Source organism: Azotobacter salinestris (assembly GCF_009363155.1).
Classification (GTDB): domain Bacteria; phylum Pseudomonadota; class Gammaproteobacteria; order Pseudomonadales; family Pseudomonadaceae; genus Azotobacter; species Azotobacter salinestris.
In genome coordinates this window covers 3,542,306-3,568,754 of record NZ_CP045302.1, presented here as the reverse complement: position 1 = coordinate 3,568,754, position 26,449 = coordinate 3,542,306, and the positions used below count along the sequence as shown (strand labels likewise).

Here is a 26,449-nt window from a genome sequence, read left to right as displayed (position 1 = left end):
AGCCTGCCGACGCGATGCGGTCAGGCAAGGAGTGAATGACTCGTTGGACTTGCCGGGAGTCCGGGGCGGTGCGCCCCGGTTCGGGACAAGGGGCGCAATTCTAGAGAAGGGCCGGGAGGGAAGCAAGGCGCACGGCACCCTGCCGTTACTGCAGGCGGCGCTGGCGCACGACCTCGAACAGGCAGACGCCAGTGGCGACGGACACGTTCAGACTGCTGACGCTGCCGGCCATCGGCAGGCGTACCAGGTAGTCACAGTGCTCGCGGGTCAAGCGGCGCATGCCCTTACCCTCGGCGCCCATGATCAGCACGGTCGGGCCGCGCAGATCCAGCCCGTAGAGCTCCTGCTCGACCTCGCCGGCGGTACCGACCGTCCACAGGCCGCGCTGGCGAAGCTTCTCCAGGGTCCGCGCCAGGTTGGTCACCGCCACCAGCGGCACCACCTCGGCGGCACCGCAGGCGACCTTGCGCACCGTGGCATTGAGGGTGGCCGACTTGTCCTTGGGCACGATCACCGCCTGCACGCCGGCCGCGTCGGCGGTACGCAGGCAGGCGCCGAGATTGTGCGGATCAGTGACGCCGTCGAGCACCAGCAGCAGCGGCGGCCCCTCGCAGCGGTCGAGCAACTCGTCGAGCATCGCCTCGCCCCAGACCTGACTGGGACTGACCTCGGCGACCACTCCCTGATGCACGCCTTCAGCCCACTCGTCCAGCTCGCGACGCTCGCGCTGGCCGACCGGCACCCGTGCCTGCCGGGCCAGCTCGAGCAGCCCCTGGATCCGCGGATCCTGACGTCCCTCGGCCAGCCAGAGCTGCTTGACCCGGCGGGGATGATGACGCAGCAGGGCCTCGACGGCATGCACGCCGTAGATTCTCTCCAGGTCGCTCATGTTCGGGCCTTGCTCCGGCCCTTGCGGGAGGAGCCCTTGTCAGTCGACTTGGGCTGTCTGCCGCCCCCATCCTTCTCGGCGGAGCCCTTGGCCGTCTTCCGGCGCTCCGGCTTGGCGGTCTTGGCTTCGGCCAGCAATGCCTCCTTGGTCGCCCGACTCTTCTTCACATCGGTATTACCGAGCATGGCCTCGGCCTGGGCCAGCAGCTCCGAAGCCAGCGGCGCCAACTCCTTGGTCTTGCCCCCCTTGGCGCCCTTGCCTCGCCCCTTGGTGGCACGCTCCTCGCCCCCCTCCTCCGGCTCGGCACGCCGACGACGCCCGGTCGGCTGCCCGCGCTCGCCCTCGACCAGCTCGAAATCGATCCGCCGCTCGTCCAGGTCGACCCGCATCACCCGCACGGCAACGCTGTCGCCGAGCCGGAAGCCACGCCCGCTGCGCTCCCCGGACAGGCGATGATGAACCGGATCGAAGTGGTAGTAGTCGGCCGGCAGTGCGGTGACATGCACCAGCCCCTCGACATAGATGTCCTTCAGCTCGACGAAGATGCCGAAGCCGGTCACCGCCGTGATCACCCCGTCGAAACGCTCGCCGACGCGATCCTGCATGAACTCGCACTTCAGCCAGTTGACCACGTCGCGGGTCGCCTCGTCGGCCCGCCGCTCGGTCATCGAACAGGACTCGCCGAGCTGCTCCAGGGCCGCCTCGTCATAGGGATAGATGCGCGCCCTGGGCATGCTCGACGCCCCTGCACGGCGAACATGGGGCGTCTCGCGCTTGGAGCGGATCACGCTGCGGATCGCGCGGTGCACCAACAGGTCGGGATAGCGGCGGATAGGCGAGGTGAAATGAGTATAGGCCTCGTAGTTCAGGCCGAAGTGGCCGCGGTTGTCGGCGCTGTACACCGCCTGGCTCAGCGAACGCAGCATCACCGTCTGGATCAGGTGGAAATCCGCTCGCCCCTGGATCGACTCCAGCAGCATCTGATAGTCCTTCGGCGTCGGGCCGTCCTTGCTGCGATGCAGGCTCAGGCCGAGCTCGCCCAGGAAGGCCTTGAGCTTCTCCAGACGCTCCGCCGGCGGACCGTCGTGCACCCGGTAGAGGCCCGGCAGCTCGTGCTTCTGCAGGAACGCGGCGGTCGCCACGTTGGCGCATAGCATGCATTCCTCGATCAGCTTGTGCGCATCGTTGCGCTCGGTCGGCAGGATCTCCGCGATCTTGCGTCCGGAGCCGAAGACGATGCGCGTTTCCTGGGTTTCGAAATCGATGGCGCCGCGCACCTGACGCGCCTTCACCAGCACCTTATAGAGTGAGTGCAGCTGCTTGAGGTGTGGCAGCACCCCCGCATAGATGCTGCGCAGCCGCTTGCCCTCGGGGCTCTTCGGCTGCTCCAGCATGGTGCTGACCCGGTTGTAGGTCAGTCGGGCATGGGAATGGATGACCGCTTCGTAGAACTGGTAATCGGTCATCTTGCCGGAGCGCGATATGGTCATCTCGCAGACCATGGCCAACCGGTCGACCTGCGGGTTGAGCGAGCAGAGCCCGTTGGAGAGCTCCTCCGGCAACATTGGCACCACCCGCTCGGGGAAATACACCGAGTTGCCGCGCCGGCTGCCTTCCTCGTCCAGCGCCGAGCCGACCCTGACGTAGTGGGACACGTCGGCGATCGCCACGTACAGGCGGTAGCCACCGGCGAACGGGGCCAGCAGGCTCTTCTCGCAGTAGACAGCGTCGTCGAAGTCGCGGGCATCCTCGCCGTCGATGGTGACGAAGGGCAGATGGCGCAGATCGATGCGCTTGAGCTTGTCCTTCTCCTCCACCTCGGGCTTGAGCTTGCGCGCCTCCTTGAGCACGGCCTCCGGCCAGACATGGGGAATGTCGTAGCTGCGCAGGGCGATGTCGATCTCGATGCCCGGCGCCATATAGTTGCCGATCACCTCGATGATGTCGCCCTGTGGCTGGAAACGCAGGGTCGGCCAGTGGGTGATGCGGATCTCGACGAACTGACCGGCCGAGGCGTTGGCCGTGCGTCCAGGGGTGACCAGCACTTCTTGCTGGATCTTCGGGTTGTCGGGAAGCACGAACCCGATGCCGCCCTCCTCGTAGTAGCGGCCGACGATGGTTTCGTGGGCCCGCGAGACCACTTCGACGATGGCGCCCTCGCGGCGCCCCCGCCGGTCGAAGCCGGCTACCCGCGCCAGTGCACGATCGCCGTCGAACAGCAGGCGCATCTGCATCGGGCTGAGAAAGAGGTCGTCGCTGCCGTCATCCGGAATCAGGAAGCCGAAGCCGTCGCGGTGGCCGCTGACCCGACCGAGCACCAGATCGAGCTTGTCCACCGGTGCATAGGTGCCGCGACGGGTGTGGATCAACTGGCCGTCGCGCTCCATGGCGCGCAGACGCCGGCGCAGGGCTTCGATCTGCTCCTCTTCGCGCAGGCCGAACTCTTCGGCCAGTTCCTCGCGACTGGCAGGAGCGCCGCGCTCGTCGAGGCGCTGCAGGATCAGCTCGCGACTGGGAATGGGGTTGTCGTACTTTTCCGCCTCGCGGGCGGCCTCGGGATCGAGGCTTTGCCAATCGGCCATCAGTGCGTTGTCACCTTGTTCATGGTTTCCATTCGATGTGTTTGCCATCTGCTTATTGAAGCGCGAAACCCATCTGTCGGTCAGCTTTACGGCGACAATAATTTTTTTCACCGCAAGGGTTTACAAGCCATGGGCTGCTCCGTATAGTTCGCGCCCACAGCGCTGAGACGTTGTAGCATGAAATCGATGTAACAGCATCGAAATGCAGTGCCCAGGTGGCGGAATTGGTAGACGCACTAGGTTCAGGTCCTAGCGGTGGCAACACCGTGGAAGTTCGAGTCTTCTCCTGGGCACCATATTGATTGAGAGCACGCTTCACTGAAGCGATCTCTTGAGCGGACAGCAGGCTCCGCATTGCCAAAAGCAACAAACACTGCAACAAGCGATGCTCGATCATCGCATGTGCCCAGGTGGCGGAATTGGTAGACGCACTAGGTTCAGGTCCTAGCGGTGGCAACACCGTGGAAGTTCGAGTCTTCTCCTGGGCACCACTATTCAAGAAAAACCGAGCCAATGGCTCGGTTTTTTCGTTTCCATACCACTACCCCCTCCTCCAGCACCAGCGACGCACCCGCATGCGGAAGGCCGCCCGCAGGCGGCCTTGGAACGCCCAGCCTCAGGCGAACGGATGGCGCAGCACGATGGTTTCGTTGCGATCCGGACCGGTAGAGATGATGTCGATGGGCGCACCGACCAGCGCCTCGATGCGATTGATGTAGGCAAGGGCGTTGGCCGGCAGCTCGTCCAGGCTCTTGACTCCCACGGTCGACTCCTTCCAGCCGGGCATCTCTTCGTATACCGGCTCCAGCCCCACATAGCTGTCGGCATCGGTCGGAGCCTCGATAATGGCACCTTCGGCGTTCCGGTAGGCCACGCACAACTTGACGGTTTCCAGGCCGTCCAGCACGTCCAGCTTGGTCAGGCACAGGCCGGAGATGCTGTTGATCTCGATGGCGCGCCGCAGGATCACCGCATCAAACCAGCCACAGCGACGAGCCCGACCGGTGGTGGAGCCGAACTCATGACCCTTGCTGGCCAGGTGCGCACCGATGTCGTCGAACAGCTCGGTGGGGAAAGGCCCGGAACCCACGCGAGTGGTGTAGGCCTTGGTGATGCCGAGTATATAGTCGAGGTATAGCGGGCCGAAGCCGGAACCGGTGGCGGTACCGCCTGCGGTGGTGCTGGAGCTGGTCACATAGGGATAGGTGCCATGGTCGATGTCCAGCAGCGCCCCCTGCGCCCCCTCGAACATGATGCAGGCACCCTGCTTGCGCAACTCGTGCAGACGGGCAGCGACATCGGTGATCATCGGCTTGAGCAGCTCGGTGTAGCCCAGCGCTTCGTCGAGGGTCTTCTGGAAGTCCACCGGCTCGACCTTGTAGAAGTTCTGCAGGACGAAGTTGTGGTATTCCAGCAGTTCGCGCAACTTCTTGGCGAAACGCTCCGGATTGAACAGATCGCCGATGCGCAGACCGCGACGTGCCACCTTGTCCTCGTAGGCCGGACCGATACCGCGACCGGTGGTGCCGATCTTGCCTTCGGAACGGGCGGCTTCGCGCGCCTGGTCCAGAGCCACGTGGTAGGGCAGGATCAGGGTGCAGGACGGACTGATGCGCAGGCGCTCGCGCACCGGCACGCCCTTCTCCTCCAGCTTGGCGATCTCGCGCAGCAGCGCGTCCGGCGCCACGACCACCCCGTTGCCGATCAGGCACTCCACGTTGTCGCGCAGAATCCCGGACGGGATCAGGTGCAGCACGGTCTTCTCGCCATCGATGACCAGGGTGTGACCGGCATTGTGGCCACCCTGATAACGCACGACGGCTGCCGCCTGATCGGTCAGCAGGTCGACGATCTTGCCCTTGCCCTCATCGCCCCACTGGGTGCCCAGGACCACGACATTCTTACCCATAACGCTTGTCCTCTTCGGGAAAAACTGATGCCGGCCCGTGGACCGGCTGGAGAAACTCAGGATGCCAGCGGCACTACCCGCCACTGACCATCGCTCAGCAGCAACTGCCGGTCACAGCCGCAGGCCCGGGCGGCGGCGATCTGCTGGCCCGGCAAGGCCTGGACCACCCGCTCGCCCTGGCGCCGCAGGCGCTGCACCATCTGCCAAAGATAGACATCGTGATTGTCCGGAACCCAGATGCCGACTACCGGCTCGGCCGGCGCCACCTGCCCGAGCGCCACCAGGGTCTTCAGATCGGTGGAGAAGCCGGTTGCCGGGCGGGCACGGCCGAAATCGGCACCGATGTCGTCGTAGCGACCACCCTGGGCGATCGACTGACCGACCCCCGGCACAAAGGCGGCGAACACCACGCCGGTGTGGTAGTGATAGCCGCGCAGCTCGCTCAGATCGAAATACAGCGGCAGCTCCGGATAGCGCACGCTCAGTGTGTCGGCGATGGCGATCAGTTCGTCCAGGGCCGCATGCACCTCGGCAGGCGCATCGACCAGACAGGCCTGAGCCAGGTCGAGGACCTCGCGACCACCGCAGAGTTCAGCCAGAGCGCGCAGCATCGAGGCCTGGGTCGCGGGCAGCGCCGCGGTCAGGGCCTCCACCTCGTCGATGGCCTTGCGCTGCAGGGCATCGAACAGCTGCTGCTCGACTCCCCCGGAAAGTCCTGCCGCCCGGGCGAGCCCGCGATAGATGCCGACATGCCCGAGATCCATGTGCACGTCCGGCACTGCGACCTGCTCGAGCACCTCCAGCATCAGGCTGATGACCTCCACGTCGCTGGCCGGGCTGGCATCGCCGTAAAGCTCCGCCCCCAGCTGAATGGGGCTGCGCGAGGTGGACAGAGCCCGCGGCTTCGCATGCAGCACGCTGCCGGCATAGCAGAGCCGGCTGGGTTCCTCGCGACGCAGCGTGTGCGCATCGATGCGTGCGACCTGTGGAGTGATGTCGGCACGAAAGCCGATCAGGCGACCGGACAGCGGATCCGTCACCTTGAAGGTACGCAGATCCAGGTCCTGACCGGCGCCGGTCAGCAGAGACTCCAGGAATTCGATATGCGGGGTGACGACGAACTCGTAGCCCCAGCGCTGGAACAGATCCAGCATCTGGCGGCGCACCACCTCGATGCGGGCCGCCTCGGGCGGCAGAACTTCCTCGATACCATCCGGCAGCAGCCAGCGATCTACCGTTGCCATTACGCCTTTCCTCTCTCGATCCGGGCGGCAAGCCTTAGTGAAGCAAATAAAGGAGGGCGGTTCCCAGCAACATGCTGGCCAACCCCATGAGACGCAGCCGACGGTCCGACAACTGCACCAGCTGCACGACCGCCCTACGCCAGCGTCGCGGATTGAGGAATGGCAGGATGCCTTCGAGCACCAGCATCAGACACAAGGCAATCGCGAATTCCTGCCACATGATTTCCACAGACGCAAAAAAGCCGGGTTTTTCCCGGCTGGCCCATCATAATACCATGTTTTCCTTCCGCGGCATCCCGGCGGGGCGTGCCCCGCCGGATACCCCATCATGGCTTGGCCTGCTCCAGATAGCGAAAGAACTCGCTCTTCGGATCCAGGACCAACACATCCCTCCTGTCTGCAAAGCTGCCGCGATAGGCCTGCAGGCTGCGGTGGAAGGCATAGAACTCCTGATCCTGCTGGTAGGCCTGGGCATAGATGGCAGCAGCCAGTGCATCGCCCTCGCCCCGAAGCTCTTCCGCCTCGCGATAGGCCTCGGCCAGCAATACCCGGCGCTGGCGGTCGGCATCGGCACGGATCCCCTCGGCCAGTTCCTTGCCCTTGGCGCGATGCTCGCGAGCCTCGCGCTCGCGCTCGGTGCTCATGCGCTCGAACACGCTGCGATTGACCTCCTTCGGCAGATCGATGGCCTTGACCCGCACGTCGAGCACCTCGATCCCCAGTTCCTTGCGCGCCAGGCGATCGAGCATCTGGGTGATGTCCGCCATCAGCGCATCGCGCTCGCCGGAGACCACCTCATGCAGGGTGCGCTTGCCGAACTGGTCGCGCAGCCCCGACTCAAGACGCCGCAGCAGGCGCTCGTCGGCAACCTGCTTGAGACCGGAGGTAGCGGTGTAGAAGCGCTCGGCGTCCGCCACCCGCCACTTGGCGTAGGCATCGACCATCACCGCCTTCTTCTCCAGGGTGAGGAAGCGCTGGGTCGGAGAATCCAGCGTCAGCAGGCGGGCATCGAACTTGCGCACCTTGTTGACGTAGGGAATCTTCATGTGCAACCCGGGCTGGACATCGGCTTCGACGATGCGACCGAACTGCAGCAGGACAGCCTTTTCGGTTTGCGCCACAATGTAGAAGCTGTTCCAGATAACCACCGCCAGAACCACTCCGACGACCAGGGCGACCACGGACTTGTTGCTCATCAACGCCTCTCCCTTGAACGCAGGTCTCGCTGCTGCAGATCATTGATGATCTGCGAGCCCACTTCGGCGCCGCCCGCTGCCGCAGGCGCCGGCAAGCCAGTCGAGGCATTGCCCGCACGCCCCTCGAGCATCTTGTCGAGCGGCAGATAAAGCAGGTTGTTCTGCCCGCCCTCGGCGCCAATCAGGACCTTGCTGCTGTTGCTCAGGACTTCCTGCAGGGTTTCCAGGTACAGGCGCTGACGAGTCACCTCCGGCGCCTTGCGGTACTCCGCCACCAGCTTGCCGAAACGCTGCGCCTCGCCCTGGGCGCGGGCCACGACCTCTTCGCGATAACCGTTGGCATCCTCGAGAATCCGCTGGGCCTGGCCGCGCGCCTCGGGAATCACGCCATTGGCATAGGCTTCAGCCTGGTTGCGTTCGCGCTGCTCGTCCTCGCGAGCCCGAATCACGTCGTCGAACGCCTCCTGAACCTCACGCGGCGCCTGGGCGTTCTGCACGTTCACCTGGGTCACGGCGATGCCGGTCCGGTAGGTATCGAGGAAGCGCTGCAAACGCTCCCGCACCTCGCTCGCCAGCAGTTCGCGCCCTTCGGTGAGGACCTGGTCCATTTCGGTGGAGCCCACCACATGGCGCAGGGCGCTGTCGGTGGCGTGCTGCAGGCTGACCTCGGGCTGGTCCACGTTCAGCACGAAGTCCTTCAGGTTGCTGATCTTGTACTGCACGGTGAGCGGCACCTCGACGATGTTCTCGTCTTCGGTGAGCATCTGCCCCTGCTTGCTGTAGGCCCGCTCGCGGGTGACGTTTTCCACGAACTTGCGATCGATCGGCGGGAAATGGAAATTCAGGCCCGGCCCGACGGTTTCGTGATACTTGCCGAAGCGCAGCACCACCGCCTGCTCCTGCTCGTCCAACACGTAGATCGCGCTGTACAGCCAGAAAGCCGCCAGCACTGCCAGGGCAATGCCGAACAGGCCGAAACCGCCGCCCTTGCCGGCGCCCCCGTCACCGCTGCGCCGCTTGCCTCCCAGCATGCCATTCAGGCTTTCCTGCAACTTGCGGAACGCCTCGTCGAGGTCCGGCGGCCCCTTGCGGTCACCGCCGCGACGTCCCCCCCAGGGATCCTGATTGTTAGAATTGCCACCCGGCTCATTCCAAGCCATAGCGCTCTCCATCCGAAAAACACAGACGCGCCCACGGCACGCCGCCCCATGCTACCCAATTGCCCGCTTCCGGCGGCAAAAATGCCGGCTGCACTTTCATTGCAAAGTATGTTGCGCGATGAATTCGTCCGGCCGCAGCCCCTCCCGGCTGACCAGGCGATTGAGTTCGATTCGTGGCAAACGTACTGCCAGCAGGCTCCCCCCCTCCTCGTCGTGCGTCTCGCCGCGCACTGCACCGAGCGCGAAGAACTGCGCGCGAAGGCGCCCCAGCCCCTGTGGCAGGTGCAGGGTTCCGACGAACAGATCATCCCCCAGCAGCTCGGCGACGGCTTGGCGCAACAGATCCAGGCCGCGCCCGTCGCGGGCCGACACCCAGACCCGCAGCGGCTTGCCGTCGACATCGCGCTGGATCTGCGGCTCCATGCCCTCGACCAGATCCAGCTTGTTGTATATCTCAAGAATCGGCAGGTTGTCGGCGCCGATCTCCCCCAGTACGGCCATGACCTGCTCGATCTGCGCCATGCGCTCGGGCTCATGGGCATCGATCACGTGCAGCAGCAGGTCGGAATTGCTCGACTCTTCCAGCGTAGCGCGAAATGCCTCGACCAGCTTGTGCGGCAGATGGCGGATGAACCCCACCGTATCGGCCAGCACCAGCGCTCCCAGGTCGTCCAGCTCGAGACGGCGCAGGGTCGGATCGAGGGTGGCGAACAGCTGGTTGGCCGCGTAGACCTCGGAAGCCGTCAAGGCGTTGAACAAGGTGGACTTGCCGGCATTGGTATAGCCGACCAGGGAAACCAGGGGAATGTCCGCGCGCCGGCGGCCGCGCCGCGCCTGCTCGCGCTGGCTGCGCACCTTCTCCAGACGCTGGCGGATCTGCCGGATGCGTACCCGCAGCAGGCGCCGGTCGGTTTCCAACTGGGTCTCCCCGGGACCGCGCAGACCGATACCGCCCTTCTGCCGCTCCAGGTGGGTCCAGCCGCGAACCAGGCGCGTACTCATGTGCTCCAGCTGGGCCAGCTCGACCTGCAGCTTGCCCTCGTGGGTACGTGCGCGCTGGGCGAAGATATCCAGAATCAGACCGGTGCGGTCGAGCACCCGGCACTCGAAGGCGCGCTCCAGGTTGCGCTCCTGGCTGGGTGTCAGGACGTGATTGAAGATGACCAGCTCGGCCTGCTCGGCCTTGACCAGATCGTGCAGTTCCCCGACCTTGCCGGTCCCGATCAGGTACTTGGCGCTCGGCTGGTGGCGCGTCACACCGACGAACGCCACCACGTCGGCACCAGCCGAGCGGGCAAGCTCCTGGAACTCCTGCGGATCCTCGCGCGCCTCGGGATCCTGACCCTCGAGATGAACCAGAATGGCCCGCTCTCCACCACCAGGGCGCTCAAAGAACAAGGCGGGCTCCCATCAGGCGTTGCCGGGTTCGGGCTGCTCGCCCTCGCTCGCGGTGGGCAGGCGCACGGGACGGCTCGGCACTACAGTGGAAATCGCGTGCTTGTAGACCATCTGGCTGACAGTGTTCTTCAGCAGAATCACGAACTGGTCGAAGGATTCGATCTGGCCCTGCAGCTTGATGCCGTTGACCAGATAGATGGAAACCGGAACGCGCTCTTTGCGCAGGGTATTAAGGTAAGGGTCTTGTAGCGAATGCCCTTTTGACATGTGGAGCTCTCCTTTCAGGGATGGTTTGGAAATCGAAGAAAAATGGCAGGCCGCCCCCATGGAAAACCCAAAACGGCAGCAAGGACTGAAGTTCAGGCCAATATGGCGGCCGCCTCGAGGTATTTCAAGGTGCGTTGAAGATTGTCGTCCCCCAGACTGTCCAACCAGTGAAGGCCGGTCCAGCTGCGCAACCAGGTGAACTGCCGCTTGGCCAGTTGGCGCGTCGCGATGATGCCACGCTCGACCATCTGTTCCCGCGTCAGTCGGCCATCGAGATATTCCCATACCTGCCGATAGCCGACCGCACGCATCGAGGGCAGGCTCTCGTGCAGGTCGCCGCGCTGCCGCAGGGATTCGACCTCGTCGACGAAGCCCTGCTCCAGCATCAGGCGGAATCGTTGGGCGATCCGCTCGTGCAGAATCTGTCGCTGCGTCGGCGCTATTGCCAGATGCGCCACAGTATAAGGCAAATGCCCCCCAGCCGAGTCGCCGGATACAGGATTTTGCGCAGCCTGACGCAACCGGTGGGCCGTCATCGACAAGCCGCTGACCCGGTAGACCTCCAGAGCCCGCACCAGACGCTGGGGATCGTTGGGATGGATGCGCGCCGCCGACTCCGGATCGACTGCCGCCAGCTCCCGATGCAGGGCCGGCCAGCCTTCCGCAGCTCCCCGCGCCTCCAGCTCCGCGCGCAGCGCCGGATCGGCGCCCGGCATGTCCGCCAACCCCTCGAGCAGGGCCTTGTAGTACAGCATGGTACCGCCCACCAGCAGGGGTATGCGTCCCCGGGCGCTGATCTGCGCCATGGCCACCAGGGCGTCGTCGCGGAATTCGGCGGCGGAGTAGCTCTGCGCCGGATCGCGGATGTCGATGAGGCGATGGGGAAACTCGGCCAGCAGCGCCTTCGAGGGCTTGGCCGTGCCGATGTCCATGCCCCGGTAGATCAGCGCCGAGTCGACGCTGATCAGCTCGCACGGCAAGGCCCGCGCCAGCTCCAGCGCCAGATCGGTCTTGCCGGAGGCAGTCGGCCCCATGAGGAAGATGGCGGGAGGAAGGCGGGACATCGATGAACTCGGCACGGGCGCGGAAGGGGGCATAGTTTCAGATGCCGGCCGGCAGGCTGCAAGCGGCCCCGCCCAACGGAGGGGCCGTCCGGCTAGCGGCCGCGCAGAAACAGCTTGTCCAGCTCGTCCATGCCGAGCTGCGTCCAGGTCGGCCGCCCGTGATTGCACTGGCCGCTGCGCTCGGTGCGCTCCATGTCGCGCAGCAGGGCGTTCATCTCCGGCAGGCTCAGGCGCCGGTTGGCGCGCACGGCACCATGACAGGCCATGGTCGCCAGCAGCTCGTTGAGATGCGCCTCGATGCGGTCGCTGGTACCGTACTCCAGGAGATCGGCCAGCACATCGCGCACCAGTTGGCTCGCCTCGGCCTGGCGGAGCAGAGCCGGCGTCTGGCGGATCGCTAGGGTTTCGGGACCGAGGCGCTGCAACTCGAATCCCAGCCGCTGGAACCACTCGGCGTGCTCCTCGGCGCAGTCCGCCTCGCGCTGACTCAGGGCCAGGCTTTCCGGCACCAGCAACGGCTGGCCGCGCAAGCCCTCGCTGGCCATGGCGACCTTCAGGCGCTCGTAGGTGATCCGCTCGTGGGCCGCATGCATATCCACCAGCACCAGCCCCTGGGCATTCTCGGCAAGAATGTAGATGCCCTTGAGCTGGGCCAGGGCATAGCCGAGCGGCGGGATACCGCCCAGCGGGGTATCGCCCAACGGAGTGCCGCCCCCCCCTTCCGGCCGGGCCGCGGGCTCGGCCCGGGGCGCGTCCAGCGGTGCGAAAAACTCGCGATACACCCCTCCAGTCTCGGCGGAGTGCACCGCCGGCCGCGGCGCAGGCGCCTGATAGCCGGCACCCGCCCCCCTCCAAGCTGCCTGCCTGGCGGGCTCCCGCTCGGACACATCGGCGGACAGCGACATCTCCCCCTGCCCGCGGAATTCGCCGGCCGCGGGTCCGGAAGCCGGTGGCGCGCCCGGGGCGACGGCCGGTGCCGCCAGGCTATCCTCGGGGCGCACCTCGCCCAGGGCGCGATGCAGGGTCCCGTAGAGGAAGTCGTGGACCATGCGGCTGTCGCGAAAACGCACCTCGTGCTTGGTCGGATGCACGTTGACATCCACCACCGCCGGATCGACCTCGAGGAACAGCACGAAGGTCGGATGCCGGCCGTTGAACAGTACGTCGCGATAGGCCTGCCGCACCGCATGGGCGACCAGCTTGTCGCGCACCATGCGACCGTTGACGTAGAAGTACTGCAGATCGGCTTGGCTGCGCGAGAAGGTCGGCAGGCCGACCCAGCCCCACAGGCGCAAGCCGCTCCGCTCGACCTCGATGGGCAGCGCCTGCGCCAGGAAGGCCGGACCGCAGACCGCCGCCACCCGCCGCGCCCGCGCGGTCTCGTCGCCGGCCTCGTGCAGGGCCAGCGCACTGCGGCCGTTGTGGCGCAGATGGAAGGCCACGTCGAAGCGCGCCAGGGCCAGGCGCCTGACGACCTCCTGCAGATGATCGAATTCGGTCTTCTCCGCGCGCAGGAACTTGCGCCGCGCCGGCGTATTGAAGAACAGGTCGCGCACCTCCACCGAGGTGCCGACCGGATGCGCTGCCGGCTGCACCCGCGCCTCCATGTCGCGCCCCTCGGTTTCCACCTGCCAGGCCTGCCCGGCACCGGCGGTGCGCGAAGTCAGGGTCAGGCGCGCCACCGAGCCGATCGAGGCCAGCGCCTCGCCGCGAAAGCCCAGGCTCATCACCCGCTCGAGGTCCTCCAGCTCGCGGATCTTGCTGGTGGCATGGCGGGCAAGGGCCAGCGGCAGGTCGTCGGCGTCGATGCCGCAGCCGTCGTCGCGTATCCGCAGCAGCTTGACGCCACCCTGCTCCACTTCGATGTCGATGCGACGGGCACCGGCATCCAGGCTGTTCTCCAGGAGCTCCTTGGCCACCGAGGCCGGCCGCTCGACCACCTCGCCGGCGGCGATCTGGTTGGCCAGCCGCGGATTCAGCAGTTGGATGCGTGCCGGGCCGTTCATGGCTGGCCCGCCAGGGTGGCGGCCGGGATGTCGAGGATCTGGCCGATCTTCAGCTCGTCGCTCTTCAGTCTGTTGGCCTGACGCAGCGCCGGCAGGCCAACCTGATAGCGCTCGGCGATCAGCGCCAGGGTTTCACCGGAAGCGACCACGTGCTCCTGCCGATCGCGGGCGATCTTCCCGGAATCGCGCAGCCAGGCGATGTAGGTGCCCGGCGGCGGGTTCTGCTGGAAGAAGTGGCGCACCCCGCCGTGGATGGAGCGCGCCAGCGCCTGCTGGTGACTGCGGGTCTGCAGCTTTTCGGACTCGCCGGGGTTGGAGATGAATCCGGTTTCCACCAGGATCGACGGCATGTCCGGCGACTTCAGCACCATGAAGCCGGCCTGCTCGACTCGCTCCTTGTGCAGCGGGGTGATGCGTCCCATGTTGCTCAGCACCTTCTGGCCGACGTTCAGGCTGGAAGACAGCGAGGCGGTCATCGACAGGTCGAGCAGCACGCCGGCGAGCATGCGGTCCTTGTCCTCCAGGCTGACGCTGCCGGCGCCGCCGATCAGATCCGAGCGGTTCTCGCTGTCGGCCAGCCAGCGAGCCGTTTCCGAGGTCGCGCCGCGATCGGACAGGGCGTAGACCGAGGCGCCGAAGGCCGACGAGCGCGGCGCGGCGTCGGCATGGATGGAGACGAACAGGTCGGCGCCCTTCTTGCGGGCGATCTCGGTACGCCTGCGCAGTGGGATGAAGTAGTCGCCGGTACGCACCAGCTCGGCGCGAAAGCCCTTCTCGGCGTTGATCTGGCGCTGCAGTTCGCGGGCGATGGCCAGCACGACATGCTTTTCCTGCGCCCCCTGCGGGCCGATCGCACCCGGATCTTCGCCGCCGTGGCCGGCATCGATGGCGATCACGATATCGCGCCTGCCCCGAGGCAACGGCGTGGTCGCCTTGGCCGCCGGCTTGGTCGGCGTCACCACCGGAGCCGGCACCGGCTGGGTGCTGGCGACGCGCGTCGGCGGCAAGTCGGGCGCCACGGCCGGCTCCTGATCGTAGAGGTCGAGCACCAGGCGATGGCCGTACTGCTGATTGGGGGCGAGGGTGAAGCTCTTGGGCACCACCGACTTGGACAGATCGAGGACCAGGCGCAGATCGGTCGGGCTCCGCTGCGCCGCACGCAGGCCGGCGATCGGGGTGTTGCCCAGGGCGAGCTTGTCCAGCTGGGTACGCAACTGGGCGCCATTGACGTCAATGACGATCCGGTGCGGCGCGGTCAGGGTGAAGACGCTGTGCTGCACCTGGCCGCTCAGATCGAATACCAGGCGGGTATTGTCCGGCGCCCGCCACAGGCGCACGCCACGCACTTCCACGGCAGCCCAGGCATCGACGGCCAGGGCGGCGAGCAGCAGGCCGACGCTGGTGGTAGCCCAGGCACGCATGGGAATAGCCCACATAATGTTCTAATTCTCCTGAGCCAGAGAGGCGCACCAGGCTTCGCCCCGTGCGCCATGGGGCGACAGGCGCAAGACGCGGCCTCCCGCTTGCTGGGTAATGGTGATTTCGAGGTCCGGCCTCGGCAGGAAGCCCGAGCCGCGCTGCGGCCACTCGACCAGGCACAGGGCCTCACCCTCGAAATAGTCACGAATGCCAAGAAATTCAAGCTCTTCCGGATCACTCAGGCGATACAGGTCGAAGTGGTAGGCCTGTCGCTCGCCGATCCGGTAAGGCTCGACCAGGGTGAAGGTCGGGCTCTTCACCGCACCGGCATGCCCCAGGCCGCGCAGGATGCCGCGCGACAGGGTGGTCTTGCCGGCGCCGAGATCGCCGTGCAGGAAGATGATCCCGCAGCCCTCGGTGAGCGCGCCGAGGCGCTCGCCCAGGACCAGTTGAGCCGCCTCGTCGGCGGCGAAGAGGCTCAGCTCAGGCACGGCGAATGCTCCTCCAGCAACTGGCGGATCGCCGGGAACAGATCGCTGGCCACCAGCCCGCGCCCCTGCGCGCCCAGCCGCTCGCCCGCCCAGGCATGCAGCCAGACCGCCAGGCACGCAGCCTCGAAGGAGTCCAGCCCCTGGGCCAGCAAGGCGCCGACCAAACCGGCCAGGACGTCACCGAGCCCCGCACCGGCCATCGCCGGATGACCGTGGTCGCACAGCGCCAGACGTCCCTGCGGGTCGGCCACCAGGCTGCCGGCGCCCTTGAGGATGACCACCGCGCGATGACGCTGCGCCAGGGCGAGGGCCGCCGCCGGCCGGTCGGCCTGCACCGCGCCGATATCGCTGCCCAGCAGGCGTGCGGCCTCGCCGGGGTGGGGTGTCAGCACGGCCTTCGCCGGGGCGCCCACTGCGCCGGCGGCGAGCAGGTTCAGCGCGTCGGCATCCCACACCTGGGGCTGCGCGAGGCCGGCCGCCGCCGACAGCAGGCTGCGCCCCCAGGCCTCCTGGCCAAGTCCCGGGCCGACCACCAACACATCGGCCCGGTTCATCAGCGCCAGCGCCTGATTGGCCGACTCGACACCGCGGCTCATCAGCTCCGGCCGCCGCGCCAGCGCCGCCGGCACGTGCGCGTCGCGGGTCGCCAGGCTGACCAGCCCCGCACCGGCGCGCAGGGCGCTCTCCGCACTGAGCAGCGCCGCGCCGCCGAGGCCGAGATCGCCGCCGACCACCAGCACATGGCCGAAATGGCCCTTGTGCGCGGTGTGCGGCCGCGACGCCAGGCGCGCCACGCTGCCGGCGGCCAGCCGCCGGGCCGTGGCCGGCTGCGCGGAGACGATCTGCGGATCGGCCGCCAGATCGTCGAACACCAGCGCGCCGACATGGTCCGGCGCCTCGCCGGTGAACAGCCCCAGCTTGAGGCCGATGAAGGTCACCGTCAGCTCGGCGCGCACCGCCACGCCCAGCGCGCAACCGGTGTCGGCGCTGAGCCCCGAGGGAATGTCCACCGCCAGCACCGGCAGGCCGCTGGCATTGATCTGGCGGATCGCCTGGGCATAGGGCTCGCGCACCGGGCCGCCGAGGCCGGTACCGAGCAGCGCATCGACCAGCACGCCGTCCAGCGGCGCGCACTCGCTCCAGGGCTCGATCGCCACCCCGGCCTGCCGCGCCTCGTCCCGGGCCAGGGCTGCATCGCCCTGCAGCTGCTGCGGATCGCCCACGGCCAGCACCCGCACGCGCCAGCCGGCGCGCTGTGCCAGCGCAGCGACTAGGTAGCCGTCGCCGGCATTGTTGCCGCGGCCGGCGAACACCGTCACGGCGCCGGCCTGCGGCCAGCGCCGGCGCAGGGCCCGCCAGGCAGCGTGGGCGGCACGCTGCATCAGTTCGAAGCCGGGCGTGCCGGCGGCGATCAGGCGTGCGTCGAGTTCGCGCACTTGGGCAGCGGTATAAAGGAAAAGCGGCAAATCTTCCCGGATGTCTGGCATGCGTCGATCGGCTCCAAGGTCTGGCAGAATTATCGCATCTAACACAGGTTTCCTTCAGCATGTCCGCCAAAGCCCCCGATCCTGCCCGTCTCGCCCAGTCGATCAAGGACTGGGGCCGCGAACTGGGCTTCCAGCAGGTCGGCATCGCCGGCATCGATCCGGGCGAGCACGAGGCCCACCTGCAGCGCTGGCTGGCCGCCGGCTACCAGGGCGAGATGGACTACATGGCCGCCCACGGCAACAAGCGTTCGCGCCCCGCCGAGCTGGTGCCGGGCACCCTGCGGGTGATCTCGCTGCGCATGGACTACCTGCCGGGCGACACCCGGATGGCCGAGCGCCTCGCCGCGCCGGAAACGGCCTACCTGTCCCGCTACGCCCTCGGCCGCGACTACCACAAGCTGATCCGCAAGCGCCTGCAGCAGCTGGCCGAGCGCATCCAGGGAGAAATCGGCCCGTTCGGCTACCGCGCCTTCGTCGACAGCGCCCCGGTGCTGGAGAAGGCCCTCGCCGAGCAGGCCGGACTCGGCTGGATCGGCAAGAATACCCTGCTGCTCAACAGGAAGGCCGGCAGCTGGTTCTTCCTCGGCGAGCTCTACGTCGACCTGCCCCTGCCCACCGATACCCCCCACGCCGACGAGCATTGCGGACGCTGCACGGCCTGCCTGGACAACTGCCCGACCGGCGCCTTCGTCGGCCCCAGGCTGCTGGACGCGCGGCGCTGCATCTCCTATCTGACCATCGAACTGAAGGGGTCGATCCCCGAGGAGCTGCGTCCGCTGGTCGGCAACCGGGTGTTCGGCTGTGACGACTGCCAACTGGTCTGCCCCTGGAACCGCTTCGCCCGACCCACGACGGAAGGCGACTTCCAGCCGCGCCACGGTCTGGACAACGCCGAACTGGCCGCCCTCTTCCGCTGGAGCGAGGCCGAATTCCTCGCCCGCACCGAAGGCTCGCCGCTGCGCCGGGCCGGCTACGAGCGCTGGCTGCGCAACCTGGCGGTCGGCCTCGGCAACGCGCCTTCGACCATCCCGGTGCTCGAGGCGCTCGAGGCGCGCCGCGAGCATCCCTCGGCGCTGGTGCGCGAGCACGTGCACTGGGCCCTGCGCCGCCATGGCCGGGGCTAAGCCGACGCCTCGGGCTCAGTACTTGATGAAGTGCTCGCGGTAATGACACAGCTCGGCGATGGACTCGCGGATGTCGTCCAGCGCCAGGTGGGTGCCGGTCTTCTTGAAGCTGTCGCGCACCTGCGGCGCCCAGCGCCCGGCCAGCTCCTTGAGGGTCGAGACGTCCACGTGGCGGTAATGGAACCAGGCCTCCAGATCCGGCATGTAGCGGGCGAGGAAGCGCCGGTCCTGGCAGATGCTGTTGCCGCACATCGGCGACTTGCCCCTGGGCACCCACTGCTCGAGGAAGGCCAGGGTCTGCGCCTCGGCCATCGCAGTATCGATACGGCTGTCGCGGACCCGCTGGGTCAGGCCGGAACGGCCGTGCTGGCGGGTGTTCCACTCGTCCATGCCGGCGAGGATCTCGTCGCTCTGATGCACAGCGATCACCGGCCCCTCGGCCAGGATGTTCAGCTCGCTGTCGGTGACGATGGTCGCCATCTCGATGATGACATCCCTCTCCGGATTCAGACCGGTCATTTCCAGGTCGATCCAGATCAGATTCTGCGGGTTCTGCATGGCTATACTCCTTGGCTTTGCCGCAGTTTAGCAGGGCCGGCCCATGCTAAACTCGCCGCCCCCAGCCACCCGCGACCCGATCCCCGAGCCATGGCCAAACGCCAACTGACCCGCCGCCAGAGCTGGCGCATCGAAAAGATCCAGGAAGAGCGCGCCGCCCGCGCCGCCAAGCGCGAATCCCGCCTGCTCGACGAGCTGGAAGGCGGCGACCTAGGGCCGGAACAGACCGGCCTGGTGATCGCCCACTTCGGCGTCCAGGTGGAAGTCGAGGCCGACGATGGCGAGCTGGCCGGTCAGGTCTGCCGCTGCCACCTGCGCGCCAACCTGCCGACGCTGGTCACCGGCGACCGGGTGGTCTGGCGCGCCGGCAACCAGGGGGTCGGAGTGATCGTCGCGCAACTGCCGCGGCGCAGCGAACTGTGCCGGCCGGACATGCGCGGCCAGCTCAAGCCGGTGGCGGCCAACGTCGACCAGATCGTCATCGTCTTCGCCCCGCTGCCCGAACCCCACGCCAACCTCATCGACCGCTACCTGATCGCCGCCGAGCACGCCGGTATCCGCCCGCTGCTGCTGCTGAACAAGGCCGACCTGGTGAACGAGGAGAACGCCGCCGGTCTCGATTCCCTGCTCGCCACCTACCAGCGCCTAGGCTATCCGCTGCTGGAAGTCTCTGCCCGCCAGGGCGCCGGCATGCAGGCGCTGCAGGCGGCGCTGGACGACCACGTCAGTGTCTTCGTCGGCCAGTCCGGGGTGGGCAAGTCGTCGCTGGTCAACAGCCTGCTGCCAGGAATCGACACCCGCGTCGGCGCTCTCTCGGAGCAGACCGGCAAGGGCATGCACACCACCACCACCGCCCGGCTGTTCCACTTCCCAGGGGGCGGCGAGTTGATCGACTCGCCCGGCATCCGCGAGTTCGGCCTGGGCCACGTCAGCCGCGCGGATGTCGAGGCCGGCTTCATCGAGTTCCGTGACCTGCTCGGCCATTGCCGCTTCCGCGACTGCAAGCACGACCGCGAACCCGGCTGCGCGTTGCTCAAGGCCCTCGAGGAGGGCCGCATCCAGCCGCAGCGCATGGCCAGCTACCGGCATATCCTCGCCAGCCTGCCCGAACCGGAATACTGATCCCTGCGCTGCCGGAGCCCGCCGGGCTGCGGCTACAATCCACCCTCCCACCGACTGCCTGGAGTCTCCCATGGCCGACTTCGCCTCGCTGCCGCTGGTCATCGAACCGGCTGATCTGGACGCCCGCCTGACGGTGCCCGAGCTGATCCTGGTCGACCTGACCAGCGCCGCCCGCTACGCCGAGGGCCACATCCCCGGCGCACGCTTCGTCGATCCCAAGCGCACCCAGCTCGGCCAGCCGCCGGCGCCCGGCCTGCTGCCCACCCGGGAGCAGCTGGAGGCCCTGTTCGGCGAGCTCGGCCACCGCCCGGAAGCGGTCTACGTGGTCTACGACGACGAGGGCGGCGGCTGGGCCGGACGCTTCGTCTGGCTGCTCGACGTCATCGGCCACCACCGCTACCACTACCTGAACGGCGGCCTCACCGCCTGGCTGGCCGAGGGCCGCACGCTGTCCCGGGATGTCCCGACGCCGGCCGGCGGTCCCGTGCCGCTCACCCTGCACGACGAGCCGAGCGCCACCCGCGACTACCTGCAGGGCCGTCTCGGCGCCACCGACCTGGCCATCTGGGACGCCCGCTCGCCGCAGGAGTACCGCGGCGAGAAGGTGCTCGCGGCGAAGGGCGGGCACATCCCCGGCGCGGTCAACTTCGAATGGACCGCCGCCATGGACCCGGCCCGCGCCCTGCGCATCCGCGCCGACATCGCCGAGCGCCTGAAGGAGCTGGGCATCACCCCGGACAAGGAAGTCGTCACCCACTGCCAGACCCATCACCGCTCCGGCCTGACCTACCTGATCGCCAGGGCCCTCGGCTACCCGCGGGTCAAGGGCTATGCCGGCTCCTGGGGCGAATGGGGCAACCACCCGGACACGCCGGTGGAGATCTAAGGAGATTCGATGAAAGACCGCCTGTTCCTCCTCGGCCAGCGCCTGCTGCCCCACCACCTGCTGTCGCGCGCGGCCGGCTGCCTCGCCGAATGCCGCACGCCCTGGGTCAAGAACACCCTGATCAAGGCCTTCGCCCGCCGCTTTCAGGTCGACATGAGCCAGGCGCTGATCGAGGAGCCGACCGCCTACGAGCACTTCAACGCCTTTTTCACCCGCGCCCTGAAGGCGGACGCCCGCCCCCTCGATCCAACGCCCGGCGTCATTCTCAGCCCGGCCGACGGCGCCGTCAGCCAGCTCGGGATCATCGAGCAGGGGCGTATCTTCCAGGCCAAGGGCCACAGCTTCAGCGTGCAGGAGCTGCTCGGCGGCGACACGGCCACCGCCGCCCCCTTCCAGGGCGGCAACTTCGCCACCGTCTACCTGTCGCCCAGGGACTATCACCGCGTGCACATGCCGCTGGCCGGCACCCTGCGCGAGATGATTCACGTGCCGGGCAAACTGTACTCGGTGAACCGCCTCACCGCGGAGAACGTGCCCGAGCTGTTCGCCCGCAACGAGCGCCTGGTCTGCCTGTTCGACACCGAGTGCGGCCCCATGGCCGTGGTGCTGGTCGGCGCCATGATCGTCGCCAGCATCGAGACCGTCTGGGCCGGGGTGGTCACCCCGCCGCCCCGCCAGATCAAGCGCTGGCATTACGACGAGGCAGTGCGCCCGCCGATCCACCTGGACAAGGGTGCGGAGCTCGGACGCTTCAGGCTCGGCTCGACGGTCATCCTCCTGTTCGGAGCGGGCCAGGCGTGCTGGCGCGACGAACTCGCCCCCCTCGGCGAACTGCGCATGGGCCAGCCGATCGGCCAGACACGGCCGCACGGCGCCGCCTGAGCGCCTGTCGCAAGGTGCGGGATGCCGGTCACAGCCGGCCCTCCCGCACTTTGACTCGCCCCGGCGGTCCCTGTAGATTCCGCCAACCCCCTGTTCCGCGGTGAGCGGGTCGGAAACAGCCTCGAGCGGCTTCCGGCGGCCTGCAACCGCCCTGCGCCGATTCTGTTCCTGCCATGGCCATCGAGAAGAAAACCGTCCGCCTGTTGATTCTGGAAGACTCGCAGAACGAGGCCGAGCGTCTGGTCAGCCTGTTCCGCAACGCCGGCCGCGCCACCCGGGTACACCGCCTGACCTCCAGCGAGGACCTCGCCGAGTGCCTGCAGCAGACCTGGGATCTGCTGATCGCCGCCCCGCACAGCGAGAACCTCAGCCCCGCCGAGGCCATCGCCACCCTTCGCCGCCTGGCCAGGGACATCCCCATCATCCAGCTGTTGCCGGACAACGACTCCGATGCGATCACCGAGGCCCTCGCCCTCGGCGCCCAGGACGCCCTGCCCCAGGGCGAGGACGAGCGCCTGATCCTGGTCGCCGACCGCGAGCTGGCCAACCTGGACGAGCGCCGGGCCCGGCGCAGCGCAGAGATCGCCCTGCGCGAGGCGGAGAAGCGCTGCCAGCTGCTGCTCGACAGCTCGGTGGACGCCATCGCCTACGTGCACGACGGCATGCACATCTACGCCAACCGCGCCTATCTGGAACTGTTCGGCTACGAGGAGGCCGACGAACTGGAAGGCATGCCGATGATCGACCTGGTCGCCGGTCGCGATCAGGCCCTGTTCCGCGACTTCCTGAAGAACTACGCCAGCGGCCGCAGCGAGGGCATGCTGCAGTGCAACGGGGTCGGCGCCGAAGGCCGCCAGTTCCGCATGCGCATCGATCTGTCGCCGGCCACCTACGATGGCGAGCCCTGCATCCAGGCGGTACTGCGCGCCGAAAGCATCCAGAGCGAGCTGGAAGAGAAGCTGCGCGAGGTCAGCAGCCAGGACCGAATCACCGGCCTGTTCAACCGCAACCACTTCCTCGAACTGCTGGAGACCGCCTGCAACCGCGCGGCCGACAGCGGACAGCCGTCCTGCCTGGCCTACCTGCGCCTCGACCGCTACGCCCAGCTGCACGCCGACCTCGGCCTCGCCGGCATCGACCAGCTGCTCGCCGACCTGGCCACGCTGCTGCGCGGCGCGTTCCCCGCCGAGGCCCAGCTGGCGCGCTTCGCCGACGATGCCTTTGCCGTGCTGCAGCCCGGCGTGAAGCCGGAACAGGTGCGGGAGCGGCTCGCCGCCCTGCTGAAGAAGGTCGAAACCCACCTGTTCGAGGTTGCCGAACGGACCGTGCAGCTGACCCTGTCGATCGGCGTTGCCGCTCTCGACGAGACGACGCCCAGGGCCCAACTGGCGATCGAGCGCGCCCACCGCTGCGCCGATACGCTGGCCGACGGCAATGCCCTGAAACTGTACGATCCGGTCGAGGCGCTGGCCGCCGAGGCCAGCCGCGGCAGCGTCGTCGCCATGGTCCGCCATGCCCTGGAGAAGGACGGCTTCCGCCTGCTGTTCCAGCCGATCATCAGCCTGCGCGGGGACAGCGCCGAGCACTACGAGGTCCTGCTGCGGCTGGTCGATCCCCAGGGAAAGGAGCTTCTGCCCGCCGACTTCCTCGCCGCCGCCTGCGAGGCCGGCCTCGCCGAGATCCTGGACCGCTGGGTGATCCTCAATGCCATCCGCCAGCTCGCCGCGCATCGCGCCAGGGGCCACGACACCCACCTGTTCGTCCACCTGTCCGCCCCCAGCCTGCAGGACCCGACGCTGCTGCCCTGGCTCGGCACGGTGCTGCGCGCGGCGCGGCTGCCCGCCGCGGCGCTGATCCTGCAGCTCGACGAGGCCGACGCGACCGTCTACCTCAAGCAGGCCAGGGCCCTGGTCGAGGGCTTCGCCGAACTGCACGGCAAGAGCGCGCTGATCCACTTCGGCCGCGCCCTCAACCCCTTCAACACGCTCCGCCACCTGCCGGTGGACTACGTCAAGGTCGACAGCACCTTCACCGCAGCCCTGGCCGAGGAGGAGGGCCAGGAAAGCCTCAAGGCCCTGCTGGCCAGCCTGCATGCGCAGGGCAGGCCGAGCATAGTGCCGGGCATCGAGAACGCCAGTGTGCTGGCGACGCTCTGGCAGGCCGGGGTCAGCTATATTCAGGGGCATTATCTGCAGGCACCGGGCCCGGCGATGAACTACGAATTCCCCCACGAGGCGTAGCCGCACGAAAGGACAGGCAGCCTGCGCCTGTCCTGTCACCTTTCCGACGCTTGACCTGGGTCCGGGCCTCGGAGCGCGACAGGCGCCTAGACTGCCGAATTGCCCGTCCGGAAAAGGAGACCGCCATGCCCATGATGAAAGCCGCCGTGTTCGTCGAGCCCGGCCGAATCGAACTGCAGGACAAGCCCATCCCCGACGTCGGACCGAACGACGCCCTGGTGCGCATCACCACCACCACCATCTGCGGCACCGACGTGCACATCCTCAAGGGCGAGTACCCGGTGGCCCCGGGCCTGACCATCGGCCACGAACCGGTGGGCATCATCGAAAAGCTCGGCAGCAACGTGCAGGGCTACCGGGAAGGCCTGCGGGTCATCGCCGGCGCGATCTGCCCGAGCTTCACCTCCTATGCCTGCCAGGACGGCTACCCGTCCCAAGACGGCGGCTGCGCCTGCCATGGCTACAAGCCGATGGGCGGCTGGCGCTTCGGCAACAGCATCGACGGCACCCAGGCCGAATACGTGCTGGTGCCCGACGCCCAGGCCAACCTGGCGCCGGTCCCGGACGGCCTGAGCGACGAGGAGGTGCTGATGTGCCCGGACATCATGTCCACCGGCTTCGCCGGCGCCGAGGCGGCGAACATCCGGATCGGCGACATCGTCGCGGTGTTCGCCCAGGGGCCGATCGGGCTGTGTGCCACTGCCGGGGCCAAGCTGCGCGGCGCCAGCACCATCATCGCCATCGACGGGGTCGATGAGCGCCTGGAGATCGCCCGGCGGCTGGGCGCCGACGTCACGCTGAACTTCCGCAAAGTGGATGTGGTGGACGAGATCCTCAAGCTGACCGGCGGACGCGGGGTGGACGCCTCGATCGAGGCACTGGGCCTGCAGTCGACCTTCGAGAACGCCCTGCGCGTGCTCAAGCCGGGCGGCACCCTGTCCAGTCTGGGCGTCTACTCCAGCGACCTGACCATTCCTCTCGGCGCCTTTCATGCCGGCCTCGGCGACAACCGCATCGTCACCTCGCTGTGTCCCGGCGGCAAGGAGCGCATGCGCCGCCTGCTCAACGTGGTCGCCTCGGGGCGCATCGACCTCAAGCCGCTGGTCACCCACCAGTACGGGCTGAACGACATCGAGGCCGCCTACGACCTGTTCGCCCACCAGCGCGACGGCGTGCTCAAGGTGGCGATCAAGCCGTAGGGGATACGGCGGGTGCTAGCGGATGCCGTCGCGATCCCGGTAGCCGAGCAGGTAGAGGATGCCGTCCAGGCCGAGGTTGGAGATCGCCTGCCTGGCCGACTGCCGAACCAGCGGCTTGGCGCGGAAGGCCACGCCGAGACCGGCCAGACCGAGCATCGGCAGGTCGTTGGCGCCGTCGCCGACGGCGATGGTCTGCTCCAGGGACAGCCCCTCCTGCTCGGCCAGCTGGCGCAGCAGGTCGGCCTTGCGCTGGCCGTCGACGATCGGCTCGACGGCCACCCCGGTGACCTTGCCGTCGACGATTTCCAGCTCGTTGGCGAACACGTAGTCGATGCCCAGCTTCTGCTGCACCTGGCGGGCGAAGTAGGAGAAGCCGCCGGAGAGGATCGCCGTCTTGTAGCCCAGGCGCTTGAGCTCGGCGAACAGCACCTCGGCGCCCTCGGTCAGGCGCAGCGAGGCGCCGATCTCGGCCAGCACGTCTTCCGGCAGGCCCTTGAGCAGTGCCAGGCGCTCCTTGAAGCTGGCGCGAAAATCCAGCTCGCCGCGCATCGCCCGCTCGGTGATGGCCGCGACCTGCTCGCCGATGCCGGCGGCCTTGGCCAGCTCGTCGATCACCTCCGCCTCGATCAGCGTCGAGTCCATGTCAAACACCGCCAGGCGGCGGATGCGACGGAACAGGGTGTTGAGCTGGAAGCCGATGTCGACGTTCAGCTCCTGGGCGGCCAGCAGGAACTCCGCACGCAGCGCCGCCGGATCGGCCGGCTCGCCGCGCACCGAGAACTCGATGCAGCCCTTGCTGCGCTCCTCCGGCGTGTCCAGGGACAGGCGTCCGGACAGGCGGTCGATCTGGTCGATCTCCAGGCCGTGACGGGCGGTGATCGCACTGACCCGCTCCAGTTGCGCGGCAGTCACCCGGCGCGTCATCAGGGTGACGATGTAGCGCGGCTTGCCCTGGTCGGCGACCCAGGCCTCGTACTCGGCCTCGGAAACGGCGGTGAAGCGCACCTGCTGCCCGAGCCCGTGGGCGACGAACAGCACCTCCTTCTGCAGGATCGACAGCTCGCTTCCGGCCGGGACCTCGGCCAGGATGCCGAACGACAGGGTGTTGTGGACGACCGCCTGGCCGATGTCGAGGATGCCCGCCCCGCAACGGGCCAGCGCACCGGTGATGGCTGCGGTCAGACCGGGACGATCCGCCCCGGTGATGTTGATCAGGACAATTTCGCGCAAGGCGCCGTCTCCCATGGCAAAGAAGGCGGCATTCTAACAGGCCCCGCCACGCCAGGCGCTTGTCGCCCGGCCGCCGGCTCCGCCGGACGTACCCCG

22 protein-coding genes and 2 tRNA genes are annotated in these 26,449 nt (G+C 67.7%); 8 read left to right on the top strand and 16 right to left on the bottom strand.

The features are described 5' to 3' along the window. Positions 1 to 145 precede the first annotated feature (145 nt). Positions 146 to 889: a 23S rRNA (guanosine(2251)-2'-O)-methyltransferase RlmB gene (gene rlmB / locus GCU53_RS16680; protein WP_152388588.1), complete on the bottom strand. Its 744-nt coding sequence runs from the start codon at positions 887 to 889 to the stop codon at positions 146 to 148. Continuing rightward, complete coding sequence (gene rnr / locus GCU53_RS16675; RefSeq protein ID WP_152388587.1) at positions 886 to 3,471, bottom strand: ribonuclease R; 2,586 nt, start codon at positions 3,469 to 3,471, stop codon at positions 886 to 888. Before rnr ends, rlmB begins: the two co-directional genes overlap by 4 nt. A gap of 209 nt (positions 3,472 to 3,680) precedes the next feature. Between rnr and GCU53_RS16670 the strand changes: the two genes are divergently transcribed. Beyond that, positions 3,681 to 3,767, top strand: a tRNA-Leu gene (locus tag GCU53_RS16670). A gap of 108 nt (positions 3,768 to 3,875) precedes the next feature. Continuing rightward, positions 3,876 to 3,962 (top strand) — tRNA-Leu (locus tag GCU53_RS16665). 125 nt (positions 3,963 to 4,087) lie between these two features. Here the strand turns inward: GCU53_RS16665 and GCU53_RS16660 are convergent. From GCU53_RS16660 to GCU53_RS16605, 12 genes are all read right to left on the bottom strand, one after another. After that, positions 4,088 to 5,380 carry an adenylosuccinate synthase gene (locus GCU53_RS16660; protein WP_152388586.1) on the bottom strand — a complete coding sequence of 431 codons (1,293 nt, stop codon included), beginning with the start codon at positions 5,378 to 5,380 and terminating at the stop codon, positions 4,088 to 4,090. A gap of 56 nt (positions 5,381 to 5,436) precedes the next feature. Continuing rightward, positions 5,437 to 6,624 (bottom strand): ATP phosphoribosyltransferase regulatory subunit, encoded by a 1,188-nt coding sequence (locus tag GCU53_RS16655; RefSeq protein WP_152388585.1) that lies wholly within the window; start codon positions 6,622 to 6,624, stop codon positions 5,437 to 5,439. A 34-nt stretch (positions 6,625 to 6,658) separates the two neighbouring features. After that, positions 6,659 to 6,844: a DUF2065 domain-containing protein gene (locus GCU53_RS16650; protein WP_152388584.1), complete on the bottom strand. Its 186-nt coding sequence runs from the start codon at positions 6,842 to 6,844 to the stop codon at positions 6,659 to 6,661. A gap of 106 nt (positions 6,845 to 6,950) precedes the next feature. Then, positions 6,951 to 7,820 carry a protease modulator HflC gene (gene hflC, locus GCU53_RS16645; RefSeq protein WP_152388583.1) on the bottom strand — a complete coding sequence of 290 codons (870 nt, stop codon included), beginning with the start codon at positions 7,818 to 7,820 and terminating at the stop codon, positions 6,951 to 6,953. Further along, positions 7,820 to 8,980: an FtsH protease activity modulator HflK gene (gene hflK / locus GCU53_RS16640; RefSeq protein ID WP_152388582.1), complete on the bottom strand. Its 1,161-nt coding sequence runs from the start codon at positions 8,978 to 8,980 to the stop codon at positions 7,820 to 7,822. The genes hflC and hflK overlap by 1 nt, the downstream gene beginning before the upstream one ends. Before the next feature lie 96 nt (positions 8,981 to 9,076). Continuing rightward, positions 9,077 to 10,378: a ribosome rescue GTPase HflX gene (hflX, locus tag GCU53_RS16635; protein ID WP_152388581.1), complete on the bottom strand. Its 1,302-nt coding sequence runs from the start codon at positions 10,376 to 10,378 to the stop codon at positions 9,077 to 9,079. Positions 10,379 to 10,390: 12 nt separating this feature from the next. Continuing rightward, entirely contained in the window at positions 10,391 to 10,645 is a 255-nt protein-coding gene (gene hfq / locus GCU53_RS16630) for an RNA chaperone Hfq (RefSeq protein WP_012699425.1), read from the bottom strand. Positions 10,646 to 10,737: 92 nt separating this feature from the next. Further along, positions 10,738 to 11,709, bottom strand: a complete 972-nt coding sequence (gene miaA / locus GCU53_RS16625; protein ID WP_152388580.1) for a tRNA (adenosine(37)-N6)-dimethylallyltransferase MiaA — start codon at positions 11,707 to 11,709, stop codon at positions 10,738 to 10,740. Positions 11,710 to 11,801: 92 nt separating this feature from the next. Further along, complete coding sequence (gene mutL / locus GCU53_RS16620) at positions 11,802 to 13,715, bottom strand: DNA mismatch repair endonuclease MutL (protein ID WP_152388579.1); 1,914 nt, start codon at positions 13,713 to 13,715, stop codon at positions 11,802 to 11,804. Then, complete coding sequence (locus tag GCU53_RS16615; RefSeq protein ID WP_152389937.1) at positions 13,712 to 15,136, bottom strand: N-acetylmuramoyl-L-alanine amidase; 1,425 nt, start codon at positions 15,134 to 15,136, stop codon at positions 13,712 to 13,714. Before GCU53_RS16615 ends, mutL begins: the two co-directional genes overlap by 4 nt. Positions 15,137 to 15,157: 21 nt before the next feature. Beyond that, complete coding sequence (tsaE, locus tag GCU53_RS16610; protein WP_152388578.1) at positions 15,158 to 15,625, bottom strand: tRNA (adenosine(37)-N6)-threonylcarbamoyltransferase complex ATPase subunit type 1 TsaE; 468 nt, start codon at positions 15,623 to 15,625, stop codon at positions 15,158 to 15,160. After that, positions 15,613 to 17,112 (bottom strand): NAD(P)H-hydrate dehydratase, encoded by a 1,500-nt coding sequence (locus GCU53_RS16605; RefSeq protein ID WP_152388577.1) that lies wholly within the window; start codon positions 17,110 to 17,112, stop codon positions 15,613 to 15,615. Before GCU53_RS16605 ends, tsaE begins: the two co-directional genes overlap by 13 nt. A 59-nt stretch (positions 17,113 to 17,171) precedes the next feature. Between GCU53_RS16605 and queG the strand changes: the two genes are divergently transcribed. Then, positions 17,172 to 18,236 carry a tRNA epoxyqueuosine(34) reductase QueG gene (gene queG, locus GCU53_RS16600; RefSeq protein ID WP_152388576.1) on the top strand — a complete coding sequence of 355 codons (1,065 nt, stop codon included), beginning with the start codon at positions 17,172 to 17,174 and terminating at the stop codon, positions 18,234 to 18,236. 15 nt (positions 18,237 to 18,251) lie between these two features. On the opposite strand, the gene orn is transcribed toward queG, so the two are convergent. Further along, entirely contained in the window at positions 18,252 to 18,794 is a 543-nt protein-coding gene (orn, locus tag GCU53_RS16595) for an oligoribonuclease (protein ID WP_152388575.1), read from the bottom strand. Between the two features lie 90 nt (positions 18,795 to 18,884). Between orn and rsgA the strand changes: the two genes are divergently transcribed. The 5 genes from rsgA (at position 18,885) to GCU53_RS16570 (ending at position 25,123) form a co-directional block, all read left to right on the top strand. Further along, a complete protein-coding gene (gene rsgA, locus GCU53_RS16590; protein ID WP_152388574.1) occupies positions 18,885 to 19,916 on the top strand; it encodes a small ribosomal subunit biogenesis GTPase RsgA in 1,032 nt (343 codons plus the stop codon). A 70-nt stretch (positions 19,917 to 19,986) separates the two neighbouring features. Next, entirely contained in the window at positions 19,987 to 20,802 is an 816-nt protein-coding gene (gene rhdA, locus GCU53_RS16585) for a thiosulfate sulfurtransferase (protein ID WP_152388573.1), read from the top strand. A gap of 9 nt (positions 20,803 to 20,811) precedes the next feature. Then, positions 20,812 to 21,684 (top strand): archaetidylserine decarboxylase, encoded by an 873-nt coding sequence (gene asd / locus GCU53_RS16580; protein WP_152388572.1) that lies wholly within the window; start codon positions 20,812 to 20,814, stop codon positions 21,682 to 21,684. A gap of 173 nt (positions 21,685 to 21,857) precedes the next feature. Next, entirely contained in the window at positions 21,858 to 23,924 is a 2,067-nt protein-coding gene (locus tag GCU53_RS16575; RefSeq protein ID WP_152388571.1) for an EAL domain-containing response regulator, read from the top strand. Positions 23,925 to 24,049: 125 nt separating this feature from the next. Beyond that, positions 24,050 to 25,123, top strand: a complete 1,074-nt coding sequence (locus GCU53_RS16570; protein ID WP_152388570.1) for an NAD(P)-dependent alcohol dehydrogenase — start codon at positions 24,050 to 24,052, stop codon at positions 25,121 to 25,123. Between the two features lie 15 nt (positions 25,124 to 25,138). Here the strand turns inward: GCU53_RS16570 and serB are convergent, their stop codons facing one another. Continuing rightward, positions 25,139 to 26,353, bottom strand: coding sequence for a phosphoserine phosphatase SerB (serB, locus tag GCU53_RS16565; protein ID WP_152388569.1), 1,215 nt, complete (start codon positions 26,351 to 26,353; stop codon positions 25,139 to 25,141). Positions 26,354 to 26,449 lie beyond the last annotated feature (96 nt).

Bases quoted from the DNA above. Each gene is read 5' to 3' on its own strand.
- rlmB (WP_152388588.1), bottom strand. From the start codon at position 889: ATGAGCGACCTGGAGAGAATCTACGGCGTGCATGCCGTCGAGGCCCTG.
- rnr (WP_152388587.1), bottom strand. From the start codon at position 3,471: ATGGCCGATTGGCAAAGCCTCGATCCCGAGGCCGCCCGCGAGGCGGAA.
- GCU53_RS16660 (WP_152388586.1), bottom strand. From the start codon at position 5,380: ATGGGTAAGAATGTCGTGGTCCTGGGCACCCAGTGGGGCGATGAGGGC.
- GCU53_RS16655 (WP_152388585.1), bottom strand. From the start codon at position 6,624: ATGGCAACGGTAGATCGCTGGCTGCTGCCGGATGGTATCGAGGAAGTT.
- GCU53_RS16650 (WP_152388584.1), bottom strand. From the start codon at position 6,844: ATGTGGCAGGAATTCGCGATTGCCTTGTGTCTGATGCTGGTGCTCGAA.
- hflC (WP_152388583.1), bottom strand. From the start codon at position 7,820: ATGAGCAACAAGTCCGTGGTCGCCCTGGTCGTCGGAGTGGTTCTGGCG.
- hflK (WP_152388582.1), bottom strand. From the start codon at position 8,980: ATGGCTTGGAATGAGCCGGGTGGCAATTCTAACAATCAGGATCCCTGG.
- hfq (WP_012699425.1), bottom strand. From the start codon at position 10,645: ATGTCAAAAGGGCATTCGCTACAAGACCCTTACCTTAATACCCTGCGC.
- miaA (WP_152388580.1), bottom strand. From the start codon at position 11,709: ATGTCCCGCCTTCCTCCCGCCATCTTCCTCATGGGGCCGACTGCCTCC.
- mutL (WP_152388579.1), bottom strand. From the start codon at position 13,715: ATGAACGGCCCGGCACGCATCCAACTGCTGAATCCGCGGCTGGCCAAC.
- GCU53_RS16615 (WP_152389937.1), bottom strand. From the start codon at position 15,136: ATGCGTGCCTGGGCTACCACCAGCGTCGGCCTGCTGCTCGCCGCCCTG.
- GCU53_RS16605 (WP_152388577.1), bottom strand. From the start codon at position 17,112: ATGCCAGACATCCGGGAAGATTTGCCGCTTTTCCTTTATACCGCTGCC.
- queG (WP_152388576.1), top strand. From the start codon at position 17,172: ATGTCCGCCAAAGCCCCCGATCCTGCCCGTCTCGCCCAGTCGATCAAG.
- orn (WP_152388575.1), bottom strand. From the start codon at position 18,794: ATGCAGAACCCGCAGAATCTGATCTGGATCGACCTGGAAATGACCGGT.
- rsgA (WP_152388574.1), top strand. From the start codon at position 18,885: ATGGCCAAACGCCAACTGACCCGCCGCCAGAGCTGGCGCATCGAAAAG.
- rhdA (WP_152388573.1), top strand. From the start codon at position 19,987: ATGGCCGACTTCGCCTCGCTGCCGCTGGTCATCGAACCGGCTGATCTG.
- asd (WP_152388572.1), top strand. From the start codon at position 20,812: ATGAAAGACCGCCTGTTCCTCCTCGGCCAGCGCCTGCTGCCCCACCAC.
- GCU53_RS16575 (WP_152388571.1), top strand. From the start codon at position 21,858: ATGGCCATCGAGAAGAAAACCGTCCGCCTGTTGATTCTGGAAGACTCG.
- GCU53_RS16570 (WP_152388570.1), top strand. From the start codon at position 24,050: ATGCCCATGATGAAAGCCGCCGTGTTCGTCGAGCCCGGCCGAATCGAA.